A 21857-nucleotide genomic window follows, 5' to 3' on the forward strand; every position below is an offset into this window, starting at 1 on the left:
ATGCCACTAGGGCGCGGCCCCTTCAAGCGACCAGCGCGCAAGCACAATATGCCGGGTACGCCCCAATAAGCTGTGTATCAACGCGAAACCACGCACATTCCAGCAAACCGGCTCAACCGGACGCGCGGCGGCCCAAGGCAAGCCGTAAGCCAACGTGACATGCGGCGTATAAGTCACTGCCGCGGAACCGGCGCGGCTTTCAATGCCCTTGACGTGCAGCGCTTCGGTCAATGCATCATGAAGCCGATGCAGACCCACCACGCCCTCACTCCCCGTCAACACTAACGGGCCCGGCCGCGGTTTCGACGCGAAACTCTCCGCCGTATTGAATTCGACGCTGAACGGCGCCATGCGAACCGCGGCAGCCGCTTGCATTGCGGCCTCCACATGTGCCGGCGGCAGACCGCCCGCGAAATTGCCGAGATGACGCAGCGTGACGTGCAAACGACCGGCGGCAAGCGGCTTACTGCGGGCGCGCGCTTCCCCGCAAAGCTCTTGCGCTAGCTTTGAAATGCTGGCCGCGGTATTCGCATCCGGGAAGACAGCGAAAAAGAGGCCGTCGGTTGGCGTTGGCGGCGCCTCGAGCCCGGGCAACCACAGTTGTTCAGGCATCTTGCTCCTGCGTGCTGAAATCCGGCATCTACACGAATCCCCCTTCACATGAACGAACTGGCGGACGCCAGCGGAAAACCAGCAACGAACAAGCAACCAGGCAGCAACCGCACCGCAAGCCAGCAAGCATCCAACCCCGCCGCCGACCCTGCCAAAAAACGCTTGCGCTTACGAGCTGCCCACGTACAATACTGTACATCCATACAGTATCGGCGGCAACGTGGAATTGCAGAAAAAGCTCGAAGTATTGGCCGACGCGGCCAAATACGACGCATCGTGCGCCAGTAGTGGCGCGCCTAAGCGCGCGTCGCGCGGCACGGAAGGTTTGGGCGCCAGCACCGGCGCCGGTATCTGCCATAGCTTCACGCCAGACGGGCGCTGCGTATCGCTGCTGAAAATCCTGCTCACCAATTTCTGTCTGTATGACTGTCAGTACTGCGTCAACCGGCGCTCGAGCAATGTGCCGCGGGCGCGCTTCACGCCTGAGGAGGTCGTGGACCTCACGCTCGACTTTTATCGGCGCAACTACATTGACGGACTGTTTCTAAGTTCAGGCATCATCCGGTCGTCGAATTACACCATGGAGCAACTGGTGCGGGTAGCGCAGTCGCTGCGCGAAGATCACCAGTTCCGCGGCTACCTTCACCTGAAAACCATCCCCGACGCCGACCCCGAACTCATCGCCAAAGCCGGCCGCTATGCCGACCGTCTGAGCGTGAACATCGAACTGCCGACCGAAGGCAGCCTCGCACGCCTTGCACCGGAGAAAGACGTGCGCACGATCAAGCTCGCCATGGGGTCGATCCGGCTCGCGCAGGAAGAGGCGCTGGGCGACGCAAAAGCGCCCCGGTTCACGCCGGCCGGCCAAAGCACGCAAATGATCGTCGGCGCGGATCAGACGAACGACAGCACCATCCTGCAGACCGCGGAAACGCTATACGGATCGTACAAGCTGAAGCGCGTGTATTACTCGGCATTCAGCCCGATCCCTGACAGTCCTTCGGCAGTCCCCGGCGAGGCGCCGCCGCTGCTGCGCGAACATCGTCTGTATCAGGCAGATTTTCTGCTGCGCGGCTACGGTTTCAACGTCGCGGAACTGTTCGAACAGCCAGGCAACCTGCCGCTCGACATGGATCCGAAACTTGCATGGGCGCTCGGGCATCGCGACCAGTTCCCGGTCGACCTGAACCGCGCGCCGCTTCGCATGATCGCGCGGGTGCCGGGCATCGGCATGCGCAATGCCAAGCGGCTGGTCGAGTTGCGACGCTCACGGCGGGTGCGCTATGAAGATCTGGTGCGCCTGCGGTGTCCGCTGGAAAAGATCAAGCCGTTCGTCGTTACACAAGACTATCGCGCGGCCATGCACGACGCGTCGTCGGCTCATCTGCGGCGAATCCTGACGCCGCCAATGCAAACGCAAATGCAGTTGTGGTGACGTATCGTGCTTCATTGCATCGAGATCGAAAACCATTTTGCCGCCTGGCGTACAGCCACTCTCGTTGCGCTGGCTCAAGGGCTTGCGCCGGAGTCGATCGAATGGCGCATTAAAGAAGGCGCCGGTGGTCATGGTTCGCTGTCTGGTCAAACGGCGCTCGATTACGGTGACACGTCCGGCAACGCGGCGCTCGGGTCGGACGCCCCGGCCGTTCACGTCTCGAAAGAACTGTCGGCGCTGTTGCATGATGCGGCGCTGTATCGCGAGCCGGACCGGTGGGCATTCCTCTACAAGGTGCTGTGGCGCTGGCAATGCGGTGATCGCGCGGTGGCGTCGCCAGCCGACGTCGACGGCGCCCGGCTCTACCGGATGGCTAAAGCGGTGCGCCGTGCGAAGCACGACATGATCGCGTACGTGCGCTTTCGCAAGCAGAAGCCGGACGCCCAAACCCCAGAGTACGTAGCCTGGTACGAACCGGAGCACGACGTTCTCGCATGGGCCGCGGAACATTTCGCGCAACGCATGGGGCGCTCGTCGTGGATTATCGCGACGCCTCACGGCGCCGCGTTCTGGAACGGCGAGCAACTACATATCGAAGCGCGCCCTGCTCTGCGCCACGAGCATCGCTGCGACAGTGAAGACGAAGCCGAGGCGTTGTGGCTCGCGTACTACCGCAGCACATTCAATCCTGCGCGTCTGAACGAAGCCGCGCTCGAACAGCACATGCCGGTGCGGTTCTGGAAAGGGCTGCCTGAAGGCCATCTGATTCCCGCCATGATCAGTGAAGCAAAGAGCGGCGCGCGGCGCGTTGCGCAAGCGAGCGGGGTCGCGGCGCTCGGCGGCAAGTCCATTCCTGTCGAAGCCGAATTCGCTCAGCCCGCCCGCGATCAGCCATCGTCGCTGGATGCCTGCCGGCGTTGCGACCTGTGGCGCAATGCGACGCAAGCCGTGGGCAGTTCGGGGCCTCGTGACGCGCGCATCATGCTGATCGGTGAGCAGCCCGGCGATCAGGAGGATCTGAGCGGCGAGCCTTTCATCGGGCCGGCGGGACAGTTGCTAGACCTCGCGATCGTCCGCGCCGACCTGTCGCGTGAGCAGCTTTATTTGACGAACGCGGTCAAGCACTTTAAATGGGAACCTCGCGGCAAGCGCAGGCTGCACAAAACCGCCGCGCAGCGCGAGGTCGAAGCATGCTCGTATTGGCTGGAGCAGGAGTTGCAAACCGTTCGGCCATCGGTCGTCGTCGCGCTGGGCGCAACGGCGCTCAACGCGTTGCTGCGCGAAAAGGCAAGCTTGCGCGACTATATGGGTAAGCCGTTCGAACTCGAAGGCGGTTGGGGAATCGCGACATATCATCCTTCGTTCGCGTTGCGTCAGCAGGACGACGCCGCGCGCGACAAAGTGCTGAGCGCCATCAGCGAAGCACTCGTCGAAGCGCGGAAACTGGCGGCATCGGTGCAAGCGGAACAGCGCAGCGTGCCTTAACTGCTAGACTGCGCCGCACGTTCCGTCATGCGGTTAAGGGGAATCAATGACCGGGGGCAATGACCGGAACGTCAGTGACCGGAAAGCTAAAAGTCAGCAAGCCGATCCTGAGTGGCCAATCGTCATCGCCCAGACACCCTTGAGACCCTCGCTAGCCAAAAGATACTTGCGACCGCTCGAAGCCCGCGCTCCAGCACGAGGCAAAACGAACAGGACCATTTGATGAAAGACGACGTCGCCCGCGTTCCGCTCTCCACTGCGTTCTGGTATTGGCTGCGACTCGGCTTCATGAGCTTTGGCGGTCCGGCCGGGCAGATAGCGCTGATGCACCAGGAACTCGTCGAGAGAAAGCGCTGGATTTCGGAAAAGCGCTTCCTGCATGCGTTGAACTACTGCATGGTGCTTCCCGGGCCCGAGGCGCAGCAACTTGCGACCTACATCGGCTGGCTCATGCATCGCACGTGGGGTGGCGTGATCGCGGGCGGGCTTTTCGTGCTGCCGTCGCTATTTATTCTTATGGGCCTGTCGTGGGTCTATCTGGTGTTCGGCAGCGTCCCGGCCGTGGCGGGCGTGCTGTACGGAATCAAGCCGGCTGTGACTGCGATCGTCGTGTTCGCAGCGTATCGCATTGGCTCACGCGCGCTTAAGAACGCCTGGCTGTGGTCTATCGCCGCTGCGGCGTTTATCGCCATCTTCGCCGTGAAGGTGCCGTTCCCGTTGATTGTTCTCGTGGCTGGCGTGATCGGTTACGTCGGCGGGAAATATGCGCCCGGCACTTTCGTGATTGGCGGCAAGCACGGCGCCGCTGCGCAGCTTCACGGCCCGGCGCTGATCGACGACGACACGCCGACGCCTCGTCACGCGCTCTTTACCTGGAAGCGCTTTTTCATCGTCCTGGCAAGCTTTGTCCTCATATGGCTGGTGACGATCGGTACGCTAACCGTCCTTTTCGGATGGAACGGCGCACTCACGCAAATGGCCTGGTTCTTCACGAAGGCAGCGCTGCTTACGTTCGGTGGCGCGTACGCGGTTTTGCCTTATGTCTACCAGGGCGCGGTCGAGCATCAGCATTGGCTCACCGGGCTTCAAATGATCGACGGTCTTGCGCTCGGTGAGACGACGCCCGGCCCGCTGATCATGGTCGTCGCTTTCGTCGGCTTTGTCGGCGGATGGACGCGAGCGATATTCGGTCCGGACGCGCTACTTCTGTCCGCTGTCGTCGCGTCGACGATCGTGACGTTCTTCACGTTTCTGCCTTCGTTCATGTTCATCCTGCTGGGCGGCCCGTTCATCGAGACCACGCACGGCAATCTGAAATTCACCGCGCCGCTCACTGCGATCACGGCCGCGGTCGTCGGCGTAATCGTGAATCTTGCCGTCTTCTTTGCGCTGCACGTTTTATGGCCGCATGGCCTGCATGGGAGCTTCGACTGGTTGTCGCTCGTCATCGGGCTGGCGGCTGCGATCGCGCTCTTCCGCTTCAAGGTCGGCGTGATACCAGTAGTGCTGGTGTGCGGCGTGGCAGGGCTCGCGATCCGGTTGCTGGTGTGACGCTCAGCAAGTCGTCGGCCTTACCGTGACGCTCGTGGGGGACCGTGGTCAGGTATTTGCTATTAGCAATTCCTCGGTATTGTCCGGCGGACGCAAGCCATCGCTTCTGTTGGCGAAGTAGCGTTGCGTAAGGTCGGCCGCAGAGACGTGGCGCGCCTGCGCGAAGCCGGCGTCGTGGGCAAGGGCCAGCATCTCGGCCGGCGTGAAGAAACTGAGAAAGGGTGTGCCGCTTTCGCGCGCGCCCTTCTCCGCCATTTTCAGTCCAGGACGCACTTCTGGATCCGCCATGTCTAGCGGCAGCAAAAACGTCGTGGCGAGCGTCGATCCGCGGGCGAAAGCCGCGATCTGGCGCAGCGTGGCCGCATTTGCATCGCGCGTGAGATACATGCTCACGCCCGTCGAGACCACGATTGCGGGCTTCCTGTCGTCGAATCCGTGCGCCATTAGCCGATCCTGCCATGCTTCGCCAGCCTCGAAATCGACCGGCACGAAGCGCAGCCATGGCGGGATGCCGAAACCAAGCTCGCCGAGCCGCTGACGCTTCCACTCCTGCGGCCCCGGCTGATCGATCTCGAATACTGTGAGGCGCGAAGCAATCTCCGGCCTGCGCTGCGCAAAACTGTCGAGCCCCGCCCCAAGAATCACATACTGGCCGATCCCGCGCGCCGCCTCTTCGACCACCAGGTCTTCGATAAAACGTGCGCGTGCCACGATCGACGCACGAAACGGACGCGTGAACTGCGGGTCCATGTCGCCGCGCTGGCGCCAGTCGTCGCCGGGAGCTAGCAGTTCGAGGCCGATCGAGTCGTCGAAAACATGCGGCGCTGCATCGACTTCCTTGTGGAGCGCCCGCCAGAGTGCAACACGTGCCGCGGTGCTGTCGGGTGCCAGATTTCGCTGATCGTTCATGAGCGCCGGTCCTTGCCGTTCGTGCTGTTTTCAAGCAATGAGGGAAGCGTCGCTGCCTTCGCAAGCACGGAGCAAACGCAAACCAGGCGACGAAAAGAATATCACCGAGCAGACAGACACCGTCAACACCATGCGCGCGGAACACCCACGGATCAGACCGAGCCCGACCACCTGTCCTATGCGATCATCGTATGAACCAGACCAACAACGGAGATCGCCATGAACAGCAAATGGTTTTCGAACTTCGCCAGCTATCTGTCGACAATGACCGGCCGTCCCGGCACTTTCGTCGTGGCTGCGTCGCTCGTGATCGTGTGGGCAATCACGGGGCCGTTCTTTCATTACAGCGACACATGGCAGCTCGTGATCAACACGTCGACCACGATCGTCACGTTCCTGATGGTTTTCCTGATCCAAAACACCCAGAACCGCGACACGGCCGCCATGCAGATCAAGCTCGACGAACTGATCCGCGCAATCGAAGGCGCCCATAACGCACTGCTCGATCTGGAAGAACTGGAGGAGAAAGACCTGACGCGCTTTCGCAAGCAGTATGAAAACCTCGCCAAGGAAGCGCGAACCGCACTGCGCGAAGGCGGCAGCGATACCGATTCACCGTTCGTCGCCAATCGCGAAGTGGGCGACGAAAAACGGCGTGATACAGACAACAACGATGCCGCCCATAACAAGCCCGCAAAACGTGAGCGCAAAGACTAGCTCGGGCCGGTTATCGCTTACAGAGTTTGCAATGATTGGACGCTGGAGTCAGCCGGCAATCGAGGGTGCCATGGCGCGTTGCCGGCCGCCTGGGCAAGTCCGCCAATTCCCTTTAAGATGGAACGGAACGCTCGACGCACTATCCTCGCATCAGCAAGATCCTCGAACCGTTTCCTCAACGCATACGGCCCGCGCATACCGGGAACACGTTGCGGAACACCATACGGGAACACCATGACCATCGATCAAGCCGTTGTCTCGTCGTTCACGCCTGCCGGCAAAGTGCGGGCATCGATCAATCTGGGCAACCCCATTCTCGCTAACCAGGACCCGAAGACCGGCGAGCCGTTCGGCGTATCGGTCGACCTCGCGCGGGCGTTCGCACAAAAGCTCGGCGTCGAACTCGAACTGGTGGTGTTCGACGCAGCGGGCAAATCGGTGCAGGCCGTGAGCGAGGAGCGTGCCGACTTCGGCTTCTTCGCTGTCGATCCGTTGCGTGGCGAGACGATTGCATTTACCGCGCCGTACGTGCTGATCGAAGGCTTTTATCTGGTGCGCGACGACTCCCCCGTCCGAACGAACGAGGACGTCGATCAGCCGCATAACCGCGTCGCGGTCGGCAAAGGCAGCGCCTATGACCTCTTCCTCACACGCGAACTGAAGGCCGCGCAGATCGTTCGTGCACCTACCTCGCCGACGGTCGTGCAGACGTTCCTCGAACAGGGTCTCGAAGTCGCGGCCGGCGTGAAGCAGCAACTCGAAGCCAATGCGCGCAATACATCCGGCCTGCGGCTTCTCGATGAGCGCTTCATGGTCATTCAACAGGCAATGGGCACGCCGAAAAGCCGCGGTGAAGCGGCGGCTTCCGCGCTGCGCAGCTTCGTCGAGGAAATGAAGGCGTCGGGGTTCGTGGCCGAATCGCTCGCGCGCCATCGGATTGCGGGCGCATCGGTCGCGCCCGCGGCCTGATCGCGCATGCTCAGCTATACGGGCGGCCTGGTCCTTTTCGCAGCGTTGCTTCACGCAAGCTGGAACGCGTTGCTGCACGGCAATCGCGACCGCTTCCTTTCCATGACGTGGATGAGCATCGCCATCGCGGCGATCTCCACACTCATCATTCCATTCACGCCGTTGCCGGCGGCCGCGGCATGGCCGTATATCGTCGCGTCGGGCCTTGTGCATATCGGCTATAACGCAAGCCTTGTGCGGGCCTACCGCCGTGGCGATCTGGCGCAAGCGTATCCGATTGCCCGCGGCTCGTCACCGCTTCTGGTTACGCTCGGCGCAGCGCTCTTCGCGCACGAGGCGATCGGCCCGTTGCATGCTATCGGGATCGTGATGATATCCGGCGGCATCATTGCAATCGCGCTCGAAGCGGGAAGCGTGTCGCGCGCCGGCGTGCTGGCCGCGCTCACCACCGGCGCGACGATCGCGCTTTACACCGTGATCGACGGCATCGGCGTGCGCCTGTCGGGCGGCGAAGCGCTTGCCTACACCGCATGGATGTTCCTGTTCTACTGGCTGATGCCCGTGCTGTTCGTCGCGATGCGCGGTGTGTCCGCGCTATGGACCCCGATACGCTCGACGCCAATGGCGGTCGGCTCCTCGCTGATGGGCGGCGTTGTATCGGTCGCGGCATACGGCATCGTCATATGGGCGATGCAGTCGGGCGCGATGGGAACGGTGTCGGCGTTGCGCGAGACCAGCGTGGTGTTCGCGGTGCTGATCGGGCGGATGTTTCTCGGCGAAGCGGTGAGCGGCAAGCGCTGGCTCGCCTGCGTGGTCGTGGCGGCCGGTGCGATTTGCCTCGGACTGTGAGCCGGCCCTCGCTGATCGGGCGAGCGGCAATGCGCTTGCGTGGGTGATTCGCCGGGCTGTTTCCCCAAAGTTACCTGCGCTGCTTGCTGGAAGGCCGTACCCGTTGGTGACACACCCAATGCGGTCGGCCTTCCATACCTGAATGCGCTTTACATCGGCGGCGCGACGCCATCCTTCTCGACAACCACACGTTGAGCGACATATGTACCCTGCGACGCCGCCGTTGCCACGATGAACACCTTCTTGCCCGGCGTCAGGTCGGTGCGCGCGGCCGTCGTAAAGGTCACGATAGGTACGTTCGGCGGCACCGTCACCTCGTTATTGCCGCCCTTGTACGACAGCTTCAGGTTCCGGCCGCTCGTGCCCTGAACGACCGTGTCGACGTTCGCATTGGTCATCGTGCTGTTCGGACCGAGGTCCCAGTCATAGTGGCCTTCGCCCGTGCCGCGCGCGGCTTCCGGGAATACCACCACCTCGGTTGCCGTCAGCTTGCCGTCGGTGCCGGTCGTGGCGGCCGTGCCGACGAACGAGCCCGGCTTGATGTCGGAAAGCTGCATCGCCTTGACTGCCGACACGGTGACGGCCGGTTTCAGTTCGATCGAGACCGTGTCGCCGCTGCGGCGATGCACCTTGAGGACGTCGCCGTCGAGCGCGACGATATCGCCACGGATGCGCGACGGTTTGGCGGCGGGCGTCTGCGCAAGCGCGGCACCGGCAAAAGACAGCGCCGCAAGCGTGACGCCGAGTTTCAGGCGAATAGACATGAATACTCCATGAGAAACGGTTGAGAGGACTGCAAAGCCGTGAACGGGCCAATGAACATCAGGAACCGCCGAACCAGTTGTAGCCCTGGTTCTCCCAGTAACCACCGGGATAATCGTTCGTCACGCTGATCGCGACGATATGCTTCGGATTCTTGTAGCCCAGCTTGGTCGGCATGCGCAGCTTCATCGGGAAGCCGTATTTCGGCGGCAGCGGGCCACCGTCGTAGCCAAGCGTGAGTTGCGTTTGCGGATGAAGCGCCGTCGGCATGTCGATGCTCGTCCAGTAGTTGTCCGCGCAATGCAGCGACACATACTTTGCCGTGATGTCGGCGCCCGCCTGCTTCAGGAACGAGGCAAAGCGCACGCCGTCCCAACGGCCGATCGCACTCCACCCTTCGATGCAGATATGGCGCGTAATCTGGCTTTCCTGCGGCAACGCGTGCAGTTCGTCGAGCGTCCACACGCGCTTGCCGTTCGCGAGTCCGCTCACCTCCAGCCGGTAGCGGGCGGCGTCGACCTCGGGCACGTCGTCGATATCGTAGAACGCGTTGAACGGGAACGGCCGCGTGATCATCGACTCCGGATACGTCGGCGCAAGCGTGTTCGGACTGAAGAGCAATGCCTGCACGTCGTCGTTGAAGGACGACATCTTGCGCAGCATCGTATTTACGGATTTGTCGTTGGACAGATCGCAGCCCGACAGCAGCGCAATGCCGCCGAGCGTGAGAATGCGCTGGCCCAGCAGGCGGCGTGCGGGATTCTTGAGTTCGCCGCGCGCATCCTTGATGATGGTCTCTGCATGAGACTGCGCAAACGCGCTGAGTTTTGTGGACTTGTTGCGAAGGGTCATGGTTAGCGTCCCCGAATCATCACGAGCAGCGAGCGCGGCACGAGCGCGACCATCGCAATGTGCACGACGAAGAATGCGACCAGCACACTCATCGCGACGAAATGCACGACTCGTGCGTTGTCGTATCCGCCCATCAGCGTGCGCAGCAGCGGAAACTGCACGGACTTCCAGATCGCGAGCCCCGACAGAATGACGAGCGCAATATCGACGATCACCACGAGGTAGGCGAACTTCTGCACCGCGTTGTAGCGTGAAAGGTCTTCGTGCTCCAGCTTGCCGCGCAGCGCCGCCGTGAGATCTTTTGCGATCGACCCGATGCTCACCGGCAGCAGTTTGCGACGCAGGCGCCCCGATACGATGTTGAGCCCGACATAGACAAGAAAATTGACGACCAGCAGCCACATGACTGCGAAGTGCCATTGCAAGGCGCCGCCGAGCCAGCCGCCCAAGGTGATCGCGGAAGGAAACTGTAAGCCCGCAAAGATGGGCGATGCGTCATAGATTTGCCAGCCGCTCATCACCATCAGCACGACGGCTAACGCGTTGACCCAGTGTGCGATGCGGACCCAGGCGGGTTGAATCGTGGTGTAACTCAAAGCGGCCTCGTGGTTGGTAGCTGGAAGAAACGTGCGGGGTTACCGACGTAAACATCGCCGGCGGGCAGGTATTCCATCGCATGAGAAATTTATTTTTGCGGCGAACGGCTGCCCCGCTCGCCCAAGGCAAGCTCACTGCTTGCGCAGCTACGTCATGGTGAGCGCGCCGTCGGGTTCCTCCGCCACGAAGTCGATGCTGTCGCCCACATTCACCTGAGACAGCATCGCAGGGTCTTTGACCTTGAACACCATGGTCATCGGTCCCATGCCGAGATTCTCGAGAGGCCCATGCCGGATGGTCAGCTTGCCGGCTGCCGCATCCACTTTCCGAACTTCGCCATGCGACATGCGGTTCTTCGCGCCGCTGTGCTCGTGGGCGCCGCCCGTTCTGCTCCTGTCGTTCATATCAGGCCGGCGCCACTCAATTCCCTTCCCGACCGACGATGCGCACGAACACACGGACAAAAACTATTGGTTTTCTCTAGAGTTGATGGATCGTCGGCCAATGCGGGCTGACGAAGCCGCGCTGACTCGCAGCGCGGGTCAACCTAAGGAAAATCAAAGGAAAACCAAATGGGAACGTCTCTTTACAACGAAATATCGACCATTGACGACCGGCGCAGCGCCATCAGCCTGCCCTCGTCCGGTGCGCCATTGGCGCTCAAACACACGATCCACCCGGAGCAGATTCGCGACAATCTGCCCACGGGCCAAGGCGGTGTCGGGTTTCTCTTTCACGCTACAGACTGGGATACGCTTTCCTTCTCTTTCCACAACGTAAAAACAAGAAACGAGTCGTTCGAAGAAGAGCTTTGGCGCACCAAGCCGTTCATTGCATCGCCAATCTATTCGGGCTCGCAGATGATCGGCGCGAACATCGCGTGTCCGGTGCCGCTCGAACTCTGGCTGGGCAGCCCTCGCGGCATCAAGCGGTTTCGCGAGACGCAGTTCTTCCCGGCGCTCGAACTGGCACGGCAGGCCGGCTTGAACATGGTCGCGATGGGAGCCTCGACGCCCTACGCGTGCAACTATGGCGCGCTGCCAAGGCAAACAAAACCGCCGCATATCACGACCGGTCACGCAGCCACCGCGGCAATGCTCAAAGATTGGGCAATGCATTGCTGCAATGAGCTCGATCTGGAATTCGGCAACACGAAGCTCGCACTCTTCGGCGCGGCCGGACGGCTCGGCACGACGGTCGCCAAGTACCTGCTGTACAAGGAAGCGCCGAAGGAACTCGTGCTGATCGACTTGCCGGACAAGGTCAACCTGCTCGCGGACCAGGCACGCGAGCTGATGGCGGCGGACCTGCTCGGACGCACCAAGGTGTCGGTCCATACGTTCAGCCCCGACACCGCCTTACCGCAGTTCGACGGCGCGATCCTCGCGAGCAGCACCAGCGTGCCGTATCTCACCGCCTCGGACCTCAAGCGGGCGCGCTTCTGGATCGACGACTCGCACCCACGCGCGGCGAGCGTGGAAGCGGAACTCGCGTCTCGCGGACATACGCTATATATTGAATGTTTCGCGCGCGGGCCGGCAGGCCTCGATTCCAGATTCCCGTTCAGGCTGCCGAGCACGCGCGACTGCTATACCTGTTTCGCCGAGGGCTATGCCGCCTGGCAGGAAGGCATCGCTTCCGACTTCATCATCGGCAGCCCGCCAGTGTGGTCGGTCTCCTACACTCACAGCCTGTTGAAAAAGTACGGATTTACGGTCGGACCTTTTCACGGAAAGGACGGCTCGGCGATCAACCTCGATCTCGGTGTGACAGCAACTATGAATTGACGGGCTCGTAAATGTCACTGGAGGCCAGATGCTAATACCGCGCGAAAGCATGCAGGACGTGCTGGAAAGAAGCCGGTTTGCAATTCGATGGGGAGGCGCACTCGGCCTCGTGTGCCACCCCGTCTATTACCTGGTCTGGACTTACATCCTGCCGCAGCCGTACGACAATCTGCCATTGCGTCTGAGCGCGGCGCTCATCTGTGTGCCATTGATCTTTCAGGCGCGCTGGCCGAAGCGGTTCAATCAGTACCTGCTGATCTACTGGCACCTGTGTCTGATCTACGTGCTGCCGTTCGTCTGCACGTTCCTCGCGATCAGGAATTCTTTCTCCACCATGTGGATGATGACCGAGGTCATGATGATCTTCATCATGGCGCTGTGCATCGACAATCCATTTCTGCTCATGGGCTGTATCGGCATCGGCATGCTGTCCGGCGGGCTGGCTGCGGTCGCCAGTTCACCGGCTCCAATCGTGCTGAGCACGGCGAATCAATCTGACCTCGCGGTGCTTCCGGTGGTCGTCCTGTGCAGCATGGCCTTCAGTCATGCGATCAGCAAAGGGCGCATCTTCGTCGAGAAGAACCGCGCATTGCAGGCACTGGCCGGATCCATTGCGCATGAAATGCGCAACCCGCTCAGCCAGTTGAAACACGTTCTGGACCGCGTGGAAGAAACGCTGCCCGCCCTTACCGAACATGGCCGCGCACCCGCGCCGTCGGGTGCGGGCGCAGCGCTGCTTTACCGGCATCTCGCGCACGGGCAGTTGTCGATCGAGCGCGGCCTGCGCGTGATTGCAATGACGCTGGACGAAGTGAGTGCCAAACAGATCCGCTCCGACTCCCTCACGTACCTGAGCGCGGGCGCGACCACGCGCAAGGCGCTCGACGAGTACGGCTTCGCCGACAGGAAGGAACGCGGCAAGGTCCGCCTTGCGGTGCTGGAAGATTTCACGTTCAAGGTCGATGAAACCGTCTACCTGTTCACCCTCTTCAACCTGATCAAGAACGCGCTGCATCACATCGCACCGCTTCCATCCGCCACGCTGACGCTGACGGTGGACCGGCACTGCGTCAGCGTTCGCGATACCGGCAGCGGCATCGCCCCTGAGATCCTGCCGCATCTGTTCGAGCCGTTCCGTACCGCCGGCAACTCGGCGGGCACGGGTCTCGGGCTCGCTTACTGTCAGCGTGCCATGCGCGCGTTTGGCGGCAGCATTGCGTGCAGGTCGGAGCTCGGCAAGTTCACGCAGTTCACGCTGCAATTTCCGCCCGTCACCGAGAGCGAGGTAGCGGCGCACGAGCGATCAATCGTCGAGCGCGCCACGGGCGTGCTCAACGGCAAACGCATCCTTCTCGCCGACGACGACGCCGCTCTGCGCGCCCGCACACGGCGCACGTTGGCAAAAGTGGGCGCCGAGGTGAGCGAAGCCGAAAACGGCGCGGCTGCTCTGGCGATGCTGCGCGAAGCGTCGGCATACGACCTCGTGCTGATGGACGTCAACATGCCGGTGCTCGACGGCTATTCGGCCACCGAGCAACTGCGCGCGGACCGCGATCATCCGAACTGGAATGTGCTGGTTGCCGCCTACACGTCCGAGCCCGGCAACATCGCGCGCGTGCTGGCACGCCGGGCCGGCATGGACGACATGATCAGTAAGTCCTCCAGCGCGATGGAGCTGTTCACGTCGCTGCAGGCGCTTTTCGAGAACGGCAACCGGCGTCATCTGAACCAGCGGTTCGACGACTTTTCCGGCAAGTCGATTCTCGTTGCCGACGACGACAATTACAGCCGGCTCGTTGCCAAGGCCTATCTGGAGCGCTTCGGCGCGAGCGTCGTGGAGGCCGAACATGGTCAGGCCGTGCTGGACCGGCTGGACGAAGAGGTCGTCATCGACGCAATCGTGGTGGACATGAACATGCCGGGAATGGGCGGCCTCGAAACGGCTGCGGCGATTCGCGCCCGCACCGACGGCTACGCGAGCGTGCCGATCATCGCGTTGACGAGCCAGTCGGATATGGGTTCGGTACAGGCGTGCATCAGCGTGGGCATGAACGAGGTCATGATCAAGCCCGTGCAGGTCGGTGCGCTCTATGCGTGCCTGACGAGGCAGTTCGCGCAGCAGCGCACCGGTAGTGGCATAGGCACCGGCAGTGGCGGCAGTGCGCCGGCGGAGGCGCGGCGCTCGCCTGTGTCGGCAAAGGTGCCATCATCGTCCAGCCCGGCAGGCCCGGCGGCGTTGCCTGCGCAAGCTGCGTCGGCAGGCACGGGCGGTCTCGCGGTAGTGCGCGAGAACGATCTGCTCGACGCCACTCATCTTGAAGAATTGGCGGCACTCGGCCTGATCGACGAATCGTTCGCAAACGGCATTGAGCAGATCCGCGCGCTGACTTCGCAGCTTCGCGTGAACGCCGCGGACCGCGACATCGACGCCGCGCATGGCGCGTTGCACGTGCTGCTCGGCGCGAGCGGCAACGTCGGAGCGAAGGCGTTGCACCAGTTCACGCGGCACATCTATCCACGCATGCTCGAAGGCGAATGGCCCGCGGAATCGGACTGGCTCGAGCGGATCGATGCGTTGAGCGAGCGTTCGGCTGACGCGCTGTATCGCTATCTGGCGTCTGCAAACGCCGCGCGAGACCAGCCCGAAGAACCGGGCGACACTGCACGTAAGAGCATGAGTACGAGCACAAGCACGACCACACCGACGACCACCCCCGCGAACGGACTCGCCGTGCGCGAGAACTAGCGCTTCCTGCTCAGGCGGCGTGACTGTCCGACGCCGCTTCGCTCACGCCGTCTTGCACCCGGCCTCTGATGCCGGGAAAACGCATTGTCACGGTAGTGCCCTCACCGACGGTGGATTCGATCCGCAACCCGCCGCCAAACGACTGCATGATGCGGTTGCAAAAGATCATGCCCATGCCGTGGCCGCCACGACCCGCGTGCGTCGTGACAGGATCGAGCAGCAAGCGCGCCTTGATCTCCGGCGCGATACCCGGGCCATTGTCGTGCAGGCGGATTTCGGGCTCGGGCCCGTTCATCACTTCGATCCGCAACGAAGGCGCCGGGCAACCGTCGAGCGCACGCAACGCATTCGACAGCAGTGAAGAGAGTACGAGCGCCACGCAATTCGGCATAGCGTGAACGACAAAATCGCCTCGCATTTCCAGGCCGATCCATTCGCGCTGCGAACCGGCGAACGGATAGGAGTCGAGTAGCGTGGCGACGAGGCGCGTCGCCCTGACCTCGCGCGCGGCGCTGCCGGTCGCCGGTTGCGGGCCGCCGCTTTTGTGCACCGTCGCCCAGAACGACGAGATCAGCGTCAGGCAATACTGCGCGTTGTTCAGCATCGAGGTAGCCGCAGTGCCAATTTCCTGTTGACGCTGCGGGTCGTATTCCTGGGCCACATCGTTTTCGACCGAGCGGGCAAAGAGCGATATCGCCGCCAGCGGCGTGTTGAGTTCGTGAGCGAGGAACGCAAGCGTCTCGTCCATTGCAAGCAGCCTTTGCTGGCGCGTCTCGCGCTCGACGTAGCGCGCCACCGCCTGCTTCAGCACCTCGCGCACCGACTCCATGCGAAGCGGTTTTTCGATGATGCGAAACAGGTCGCCGGTATTGAACGTTTGCAGCAGCATGTCCTTGTCGGCATAGGCGGTGACGAGGATGCGCACGGTCTGCGGATACGCCTGTGCAACCTCGCGCAGCAGATGACCGCCATCGCGCCCCGGCATGCGAAAGTCGGTAACGAGCACGGCGACTTCCGAACCGAATTCCTGCAACAGCGCCATGGCTTCGTCGGCGCCCTGCGCGAGATGCACGCGGTAATCGTCACGCACGGCGCGCGCAAAGTGGGTGCGCGACATCTCGTCGTCGTCGACGAACAGGATGGAAAACGGCGCTTGTATTGTGTCACTCATCGTGTTTCGGGCGGTTCCATTGGCGGACGTCGACAGTCGGGGTTCGCTCGCATTCTACCGTCGCACAAGGCCGGACCGAAACCCGAAAGCCATCGGCCAGGCGTAAAACGACTAAGTCAATTCGACCGGCATAAAGGCACTCGGCAATAAATCCCATTACAGATTACCCACGCTCCCGCAGACATTCACAATACAATAATTACACTCAACCGACGATTAGCTTCGACCCTGCATTCAGCACGATAATTGCTCCCAGGATTAACACCGACAAAGCTGCGCTCTTTCCTGCAGCCGCTTAACGGTGAGCGTACACTCGCGCTCGAAGCCCATGCCATAGGGCGTACCGGGCACCTCGACATCGACCGCGGGTTATTGGAGACCAGGAGAACATCAATGAACTGGACACGGGAACAGAGAAACGTCACGATTGCCGCCTATCTCGGCTGGACACTCGACGCATTCGATTTCTTTCTAATGGTGTTTGTATTGAAAGATATCGCGGCGGAATTCAATACGAAAATCCCCGAAGTCGCATTCGGCATAATGCTGACGCTGATGATGCGCCCGGTCGGCGCGCTGATTTTCGGCTGGCTCGCGGACCGCTACGGCCGCCGGCCCACGTTGATGGTCAACATCGCGTGCTTCTCTCTACTCGAACTGCTGTCGGGCTTTTCACCGAACCTGGCCACGCTGCTCGTGTTGCGCGCGCTATTCGGCATCGCGATGGGCGGCGAATGGGGCGTGGGCGGCGCATTGACCATGGAAACCGTGCCGCCGAAATCGCGCGGCATCGTTTCCGGCCTGCTGCAAGCCGGCTATCCGAGCGGCTATCTGCTCGCCTCGGTCGTGTTCGGTGTGTTCTATCAGTACATCGGCTGGCGCGGCATGTTCTTTGTCGGTGTGCTGCCAGCGCTGCTCGTGCTGTACATCCGTGCGCACGTACCGGAATCGCCGGCCTTCAAGACGCTCGAGAAGCAGGCGCGTCCTGGCCTTGTCGCAACGCTGAAGCAGAACGTGAAGCTGTCGCTATACGCAATCGTTCTGATGACCGCGTTCAACTTCTTCTCCCACGGATCACAGGATTTGTATCCGACGTTCCTGCGCGTCCAGCATCAGTTCGACGCACATACGGTGTCGTGGATCACGATCACGCTGAACGTCGGCGCGATCTGCGGCGGGCTCTTTTTCGGCATGTTGTCGGAGAAGATCGGGCGCAAGCGCGCGATCTTCATCGCCGCGCTGATCGCATTTCCGGTGCTGCCGCTGTGGGCTTTTTCGAGCACGCCGGTGCTGCTCGCGCTCGGCGCGTTCCTGATGCAAATCTCGGTGCAAGGCGCATGGGGCGTCATTCCGGTTCATCTGAACGAGATCTCGCCCGACGAAATCCGCGCGACCTTCCCCGGTCTCGTGTATCAGTTGGGCAATCTGATCGCTTCGGTCAACGGTCCGCTGCAGGCGAGCGCCGCCGAAGCGCACGGCAACAACTATGCGCTCGTCATGGCGGTCGTGATCGGCATCGTCGCCGCCGTTATTTGCGCGCTGATTCCGTTTAGCCGGGAGCGCCGGGGCATCGACATGACGCAGTCGGCGAGACATGTCGGCGCCCATCCTGCGCAAGGAAGTGCGGTTGGACGACAGGTTTAAGCACTAGAAGCCGACCACAGTTCTTCTTTCACATGAAGCCGTTCCGATTCTTCGGAACGGCTCTTTTATTCCCGTCATCCAAACGCATAGCGAACGCATGACAGGCGCCACGCGTGAAGTCTTCTAGAGGAGTTAATCGACATCCGACCCTTGCCCAACTCGCCCTTCCTTCTTATCCTGAAAAAAACGGCTGTTTCAAATGCCTATTTGAATCGCCTGTTCGCAGAGCGGGCGCCGAGAACTGGGAGACGCAAATGGCAGGTCGCACAACAGGCCGGCACGCCGGCGATACGAAGTCACGCATCCTGGATGCGGCTGAGGCGCTCTTCATCGATTGCGGTTACGAGGCCATGTCGCTGCGCCAGATCACTTCGCGCGCCGAGGTCAATCTTGCAGCGGTCAACTATCACTTCGGCAGCAAGGAGTCGTTGATTCACGCGATGCTGTCGCGCCGTCTCGACCGTCTCAACCAGGAGCGTGTGAAGCTGCTCGAACGCTTCGACCGGATGCTCGGCGAACGTCTGACCTGTGAGCATGTGCTCGGCGCGATGTTCATTCCAGCGCTGCGGCTCTCGCGCGATCCGCGCGTCGGCGGCAAAGCTTTTCTGCGTTTGCTCGGCCGCGCCTATACGGACCCCTCTGCTTTCATTCGCGACTTTCTGAGCGCCCACTATGCGTCGGTGGCCGTGCGCTTTTTCGACGCGTTCCAACGCGCGCTGCCGCATCTGCCGCGCGAGGAACTGGGCTGGCGGCTGCACTTCGCCATCGGCGCGCTGTCGGGCGTGCTCGCGGGCGCCGACACGGACAGCCTCATTGCCGAGTTCTCGCAAGGCAAGTCGATGAACGATCTGCAACTGATCGCACGGCTTGCCTCGCTAATGGTCGCCGCGCTGAAAGCGCCGCTGCCCGACGCATCGCAACTGGCGATGTTCGCCGCCGTGCTGGGCGATGCCGACGATACAGGCGCGGACAGCGCGCTGGACGGCAGCACGCACAGCGCAGGCGATGCGCCGAGTGAAGCACACAGCGGCGGCACGATCGAAGCCTGCTCGTTCCAGCAGGCGTTGCACGGCGCGTCGCAAACGTAGCGCAAAGACGCCGGGCCGCTCGCACAACAACGACAACAACGTGAACCGTCCACGCAACGTGGATGCGTTTGCACGCATCATGAGAACAGGGAGGAAACGTCATGCTGTGGTTCATCCTGCTGCTGGTTGCCGGCGCTCTTGCGCTTGTCTACGTAGAGGCGCGCGCATTATCGTGGCTTGCCTTCATGATCGTCTGGGTTGCGGCGGTACGAGTGAGCGGAGCGGCGGGCGTTGCTGCAACCACGCTTTGGGCCATCGTGCTGGTCCTCCCTGCCCTCGTGTTCGCCGTCAAGCCGCTGCGCCGCGCATGGCTCACGAAGCCGGTGCTCGACGTGTTTCGCAAGATCCTGCCGGAGATGTCGCCGACCGAGCGCGACGCGATCGAAGCCGGTACGGTCTGGTGGGACGCCGAACTCTTCTCCGGACGGCCTCATTGGGACAAACTGCTCGGCTATGGCCCCGCGACATTGACGGCGGAAGAGCAGGCGTTCCTCGATAACGAATGCGAGCAGTTGTGCGATCTCGCGAACGACTGGGAAACCACCATGGTGTGGCAGGACCTGTCGCCGCAAGCATGGCAGTTCGTCAAGGAGCGCGGCTTTCTCGGCATGATCATTCCGAAGCGCTACGGCGGCAAACAGTTCTCCGCATACGCGCATTCGCAGGTCATCATGAAGCTGGCCACGCGCTGCTCCGCCGCGGCCGTTTCGGTGATGGTGCCGAACTCGCTCGGCCCCGCCGAACTGTTGATGCACTATGGCACCGAAGAGCAGAAGAACCACTATCTGCCGCGTCTCGCGCGTGGCGAGGAAATCCCATGCTTTGCGCTGACGAGCCCGTACGCCGGTTCGGACGCCGCCGCGATTCCGGATGTCGGCATCGTTTGCAAGGGCATGTTCGACGGACGCGAGACGCTCGGCTTTCGCGTCACATGGGATAAGCGCTATATCACGCTCGGGCCGATCGCGACCGTGCTCGGCCTTGCGTTCCGGGCGCTCGATCCCGAGCATCTTCTCGGCTCGACCGACGAACCCGGCATTACCTGCGCATTGATTCCGACCGATCATCCGGGCGTGAACATCGGTCGTCGTCATTGGCCGCTGAACGCCGTGTTCCAGAACGGCCCGAACTCCGGCAAGGACGTCTTCATTCCGCTCGACTGGGTGATCGGCGGACGCGCTCAGGTCGGCAACGGTTGGCGCATGCTGATGGAATGCCTCGCGGCGGGCCGCGCGATCTCGCTGCCGTCGTCGAATGTCGGCATGGCGAAGCTCGCCGTGCGCGGCACGGGAGCGTACGCCGCGGTTCGTCGCCAGTTCCGCACGGCGGTGGGCAAATTCGAGGGCGTGCAGGAAGCGCTCGGACGCATGGGCGGCAATCTCTATGTGATGGATGCCGCGCGCCGCCTGTCCGCACATGCGGTCGATCTCGGCGAAAAGCCTTCGGTGATTTCGGCAATCGCCAAGTATCACATCACCGAACGTGCCCGCATGGTGATCAACGACGCGATGGACGTCGCCGCCGGCAAGGGAATCTGCATGGGGCCGTCTAACTTTCTGGCGCGCGCGTATCAGCAGGTGCCGATTGCGATCACCGTGGAAGGCGCGAACATACTCACGCGCTGCCTGATCATTTTCGGCCAGGGCGCGATTCGCTGCCATCCGTATGTGCTGAAGGAGATGAGCGCGACGCGCGAGGCGGACCGCGCCAAAGCGCTGCGCGATTTCGACGACGCGTTCTTCGGCCACGTCGCCTTCACGCTTTCGAACGTGGTACGCAGCTTCGTCTACGGCATCACGGGCGGCGCATTCATTGCGAAGCCCCGCGCCGCGCATGCGCCGCTTCATGCGTATTACCGCGCGGCCACGCGGCTTGCCACCGTTTTCGCGCTGCTCGCGGATGTCTCCATGTTCGTGCTCGGCGGCGACCTGAAGCGCCGCGAACGCATTTCGGCGCGCCTGGGCGACGTGCTCTCGCAGCTTTATCTGATCTCCGCAACGCTCAAGCGTTTCGAGGACGAAGGCCGCCAGGAAGACGATCTGCCGCTCGTGCGCTGGGGCGTCGAAGATTCGCTCTATCGCGCGCAACAGGCGCTCGACGGCGTGCTCGCGAACTACCCGAACCGCTTCGCCGCCGGCCTCGTGCGTGCGCTGGCGTTCCCGTTGGGGCTGCCGCATCGCGAACCGTCCGACCGCCTCGGCAGCGAGATTGCCGAATTGATGCAGACGCCTGGCGCCGCGCGCAACCGGCTGGTGTCGGACTCCTACGTGCCGCACCCGGACGTCGACGCGCTCGGCTACGGCGAACTCGTGTTCGAGCTGAATCCGCGCTTTACGCAAATCGAGCAGAAGCTGCGCGAAGCGGTGAAGGCGCGGCGCCTCGAGCCAATGCCGCAGAGCGTCGTGCAACTCGCCGCGTGGGCCGACGCCGCGCTGCAACAAGGCCTGATCGACGCCGACGAGCGGCGTGTACTCGGCGACTACGCGCGCTATGCCGCACAGGTCGTTAAAGTGGACGATTTCCCCGCCGATTTCGACATCCTCGCCAAACTGCAACAACGCAAGGAGACGCTCGAAAAGGTGATGGAAGCCGCGCTGTGATTCCAATGGACGCCTGTGCGAACGCATGAAAAAACCTCGCTGCGCGACACGCCGATGCGCCAAACTCAGTGCACACTGACAGA

At 62.2% G+C, this 21857-nt stretch carries 18 protein-coding genes; 11 read left to right on the top strand and 7 right to left on the bottom strand.

Annotated features, from left to right (window positions below; all coding sequences use genetic code 11):
* Nucleotides 1-6: 6 nt before the first annotated feature.
* Nucleotides 7-612 (bottom strand): 2'-5' RNA ligase family protein, encoded by a 606-nt coding sequence (locus J2W46_RS24980; protein ID WP_310357122.1) that lies wholly within the window; start codon nt 610-612, stop codon nt 7-9.
* 220 nt (nt 613-832) lie between these two features.
* On the opposite strand from J2W46_RS24980, the gene J2W46_RS24985 reads away from it, so the two are divergent.
* The 3 genes from J2W46_RS24985 to chrA all read left to right on the top strand — a co-directional run bounded on the left by J2W46_RS24985 (nt 833) and on the right by chrA (nt 5083).
* Nucleotides 833-2047: a putative DNA modification/repair radical SAM protein gene (locus tag J2W46_RS24985; RefSeq protein WP_204520987.1), complete on the top strand. Its 1215-nt coding sequence runs from the start codon at nt 833-835 to the stop codon at nt 2045-2047.
* A gap of 6 nt (nt 2048-2053) precedes the next feature.
* Nucleotides 2054-3532: a UdgX family uracil-DNA binding protein gene (locus J2W46_RS24990; protein WP_310357124.1), complete on the top strand. Its 1479-nt coding sequence runs from the start codon at nt 2054-2056 to the stop codon at nt 3530-3532.
* 222 nt (nt 3533-3754) lie between these two features.
* Complete coding sequence (gene chrA / locus J2W46_RS24995) at nt 3755-5083, top strand: chromate efflux transporter (RefSeq protein ID WP_310065028.1); 1329 nt, start codon at nt 3755-3757, stop codon at nt 5081-5083.
* A gap of 48 nt (nt 5084-5131) precedes the next feature.
* Here the strand turns inward: chrA and J2W46_RS25000 are convergent, their stop codons facing one another.
* Nucleotides 5132-5992 (bottom strand): class I SAM-dependent methyltransferase, encoded by an 861-nt coding sequence (locus tag J2W46_RS25000; protein WP_310357126.1) that lies wholly within the window; start codon nt 5990-5992, stop codon nt 5132-5134.
* Between the two features lie 219 nt (nt 5993-6211).
* Between J2W46_RS25000 and J2W46_RS25005 the strand changes: the two genes are divergently transcribed.
* From J2W46_RS25005 to J2W46_RS25015, 3 genes are all read left to right on the top strand, one after another.
* The gene (locus J2W46_RS25005; protein WP_087753214.1) at nt 6212-6709 is read left to right on the top strand and encodes a low affinity iron permease family protein; all 498 of its coding nucleotides are present in this window, start codon (nt 6212-6214) and stop codon (nt 6707-6709) included.
* Nucleotides 6710-6943: 234 nt separating this feature from the next.
* The gene (locus J2W46_RS25010) at nt 6944-7678 is read left to right on the top strand and encodes an ABC transporter substrate-binding protein (RefSeq protein WP_310357130.1); all 735 of its coding nucleotides are present in this window, start codon (nt 6944-6946) and stop codon (nt 7676-7678) included.
* A 6-nt stretch (nt 7679-7684) separates the two neighbouring features.
* Nucleotides 7685-8527 (top strand): DMT family transporter, encoded by an 843-nt coding sequence (locus J2W46_RS25015; protein ID WP_310357133.1) that lies wholly within the window; start codon nt 7685-7687, stop codon nt 8525-8527.
* A 149-nt stretch (nt 8528-8676) separates the two neighbouring features.
* Here the strand turns inward: J2W46_RS25015 and J2W46_RS25020 are convergent, their stop codons facing one another.
* The 4 genes from J2W46_RS25020 to J2W46_RS34375 form a co-directional block, all read right to left on the bottom strand.
* Nucleotides 8677-9291: a hypothetical protein gene (locus J2W46_RS25020; protein ID WP_020070153.1), complete on the bottom strand. Its 615-nt coding sequence runs from the start codon at nt 9289-9291 to the stop codon at nt 8677-8679.
* A gap of 58 nt (nt 9292-9349) precedes the next feature.
* The gene (locus tag J2W46_RS25025; RefSeq protein ID WP_310357136.1) at nt 9350-10141 is read right to left on the bottom strand and encodes a molybdopterin-dependent oxidoreductase; all 792 of its coding nucleotides are present in this window, start codon (nt 10139-10141) and stop codon (nt 9350-9352) included.
* A gap of 2 nt (nt 10142-10143) precedes the next feature.
* Entirely contained in the window at nt 10144-10737 is a 594-nt protein-coding gene (locus tag J2W46_RS25030; RefSeq protein ID WP_087753218.1) for a cytochrome b/b6 domain-containing protein, read from the bottom strand.
* Between the two features lie 147 nt (nt 10738-10884).
* Complete coding sequence (locus J2W46_RS34375; protein WP_374726864.1) at nt 10885-11202, bottom strand: copper-binding protein; 318 nt, start codon at nt 11200-11202, stop codon at nt 10885-10887.
* A gap of 108 nt (nt 11203-11310) precedes the next feature.
* Between J2W46_RS34375 and J2W46_RS25040 the strand changes: the two genes are divergently transcribed.
* Together J2W46_RS25040 and J2W46_RS25045 are read left to right on the top strand one after the other, a co-directional pair.
* On the top strand, nt 11311-12525 hold the full coding sequence (locus tag J2W46_RS25040) for a hypothetical protein (RefSeq protein ID WP_310357138.1): 1215 nt from the start codon (nt 11311-11313) through the stop codon (nt 12523-12525).
* A 28-nt stretch (nt 12526-12553) separates the two neighbouring features.
* Nucleotides 12554-15271, top strand: coding sequence for an ATP-binding response regulator (locus J2W46_RS25045; protein ID WP_310357140.1), 2718 nt, complete (start codon nt 12554-12556; stop codon nt 15269-15271).
* 10 nt (nt 15272-15281) lie between these two features.
* On the opposite strand, the gene J2W46_RS25050 is transcribed toward J2W46_RS25045, so the two are convergent.
* On the bottom strand, nt 15282-16442 hold the full coding sequence (locus J2W46_RS25050) for a hybrid sensor histidine kinase/response regulator (protein WP_310357141.1): 1161 nt from the start codon (nt 16440-16442) through the stop codon (nt 15282-15284).
* A 393-nt stretch (nt 16443-16835) separates the two neighbouring features.
* Between J2W46_RS25050 and J2W46_RS25055 the strand changes: the two genes are divergently transcribed.
* From J2W46_RS25055 to J2W46_RS25065, 3 genes are all read left to right on the top strand, one after another.
* Nucleotides 16836-18086, top strand: a complete 1251-nt coding sequence (locus J2W46_RS25055; protein ID WP_088175188.1) for an MFS transporter — start codon at nt 16836-16838, stop codon at nt 18084-18086.
* A gap of 254 nt (nt 18087-18340) precedes the next feature.
* A complete protein-coding gene (locus tag J2W46_RS25060) occupies nt 18341-19174 on the top strand; it encodes a TetR/AcrR family transcriptional regulator (RefSeq protein ID WP_020070145.1) in 834 nt (277 codons plus the stop codon).
* A 101-nt stretch (nt 19175-19275) separates the two neighbouring features.
* Nucleotides 19276-21774, top strand: a complete 2499-nt coding sequence (locus tag J2W46_RS25065) for an acyl-CoA dehydrogenase (RefSeq protein WP_310357144.1) — start codon at nt 19276-19278, stop codon at nt 21772-21774.
* Nucleotides 21775-21857: the final 83 nt, after the last annotated feature.

Source organism: Paraburkholderia strydomiana, from assembly GCF_031456815.1.
Lineage (GTDB): Bacteria > Pseudomonadota > Gammaproteobacteria > Burkholderiales > Burkholderiaceae > Paraburkholderia > Paraburkholderia caledonica.

Excerpts from the sequence above, each read along its gene's own strand:
- J2W46_RS24980 (WP_310357122.1), bottom strand. The coding sequence starts at position 612 with ATGCCTGAACAACTGTGGTTGCCCGGGCTCGAGGCGCCGCCAACGCCA.
- chrA (WP_310065028.1), top strand. The coding sequence starts at position 3,755 with ATGAAAGACGACGTCGCCCGCGTTCCGCTCTCCACTGCGTTCTGGTAT.
- J2W46_RS25000 (WP_310357126.1), bottom strand. The coding sequence starts at position 5,992 with ATGAACGATCAGCGAAATCTGGCACCCGACAGCACCGCGGCACGTGTT.
- J2W46_RS25005 (WP_087753214.1), top strand. The coding sequence starts at position 6,212 with ATGAACAGCAAATGGTTTTCGAACTTCGCCAGCTATCTGTCGACAATG.
- J2W46_RS25010 (WP_310357130.1), top strand. The coding sequence starts at position 6,944 with ATGACCATCGATCAAGCCGTTGTCTCGTCGTTCACGCCTGCCGGCAAA.
- J2W46_RS25015 (WP_310357133.1), top strand. The coding sequence starts at position 7,685 with ATGCTCAGCTATACGGGCGGCCTGGTCCTTTTCGCAGCGTTGCTTCAC.
- J2W46_RS25020 (WP_020070153.1), bottom strand. The coding sequence starts at position 9,291 with ATGTCTATTCGCCTGAAACTCGGCGTCACGCTTGCGGCGCTGTCTTTT.
- J2W46_RS25025 (WP_310357136.1), bottom strand. The coding sequence starts at position 10,141 with ATGACCCTTCGCAACAAGTCCACAAAACTCAGCGCGTTTGCGCAGTCT.
- J2W46_RS25040 (WP_310357138.1), top strand. The coding sequence starts at position 11,311 with ATGGGAACGTCTCTTTACAACGAAATATCGACCATTGACGACCGGCGC.
- J2W46_RS25045 (WP_310357140.1), top strand. The coding sequence starts at position 12,554 with ATGCTAATACCGCGCGAAAGCATGCAGGACGTGCTGGAAAGAAGCCGG.
- J2W46_RS25050 (WP_310357141.1), bottom strand. The coding sequence starts at position 16,442 with ATGAGTGACACAATACAAGCGCCGTTTTCCATCCTGTTCGTCGACGAC.
- J2W46_RS25055 (WP_088175188.1), top strand. The coding sequence starts at position 16,836 with ATGAACTGGACACGGGAACAGAGAAACGTCACGATTGCCGCCTATCTC.
- J2W46_RS25060 (WP_020070145.1), top strand. The coding sequence starts at position 18,341 with ATGGCAGGTCGCACAACAGGCCGGCACGCCGGCGATACGAAGTCACGC.
- J2W46_RS25065 (WP_310357144.1), top strand. The coding sequence starts at position 19,276 with ATGCTGTGGTTCATCCTGCTGCTGGTTGCCGGCGCTCTTGCGCTTGTC.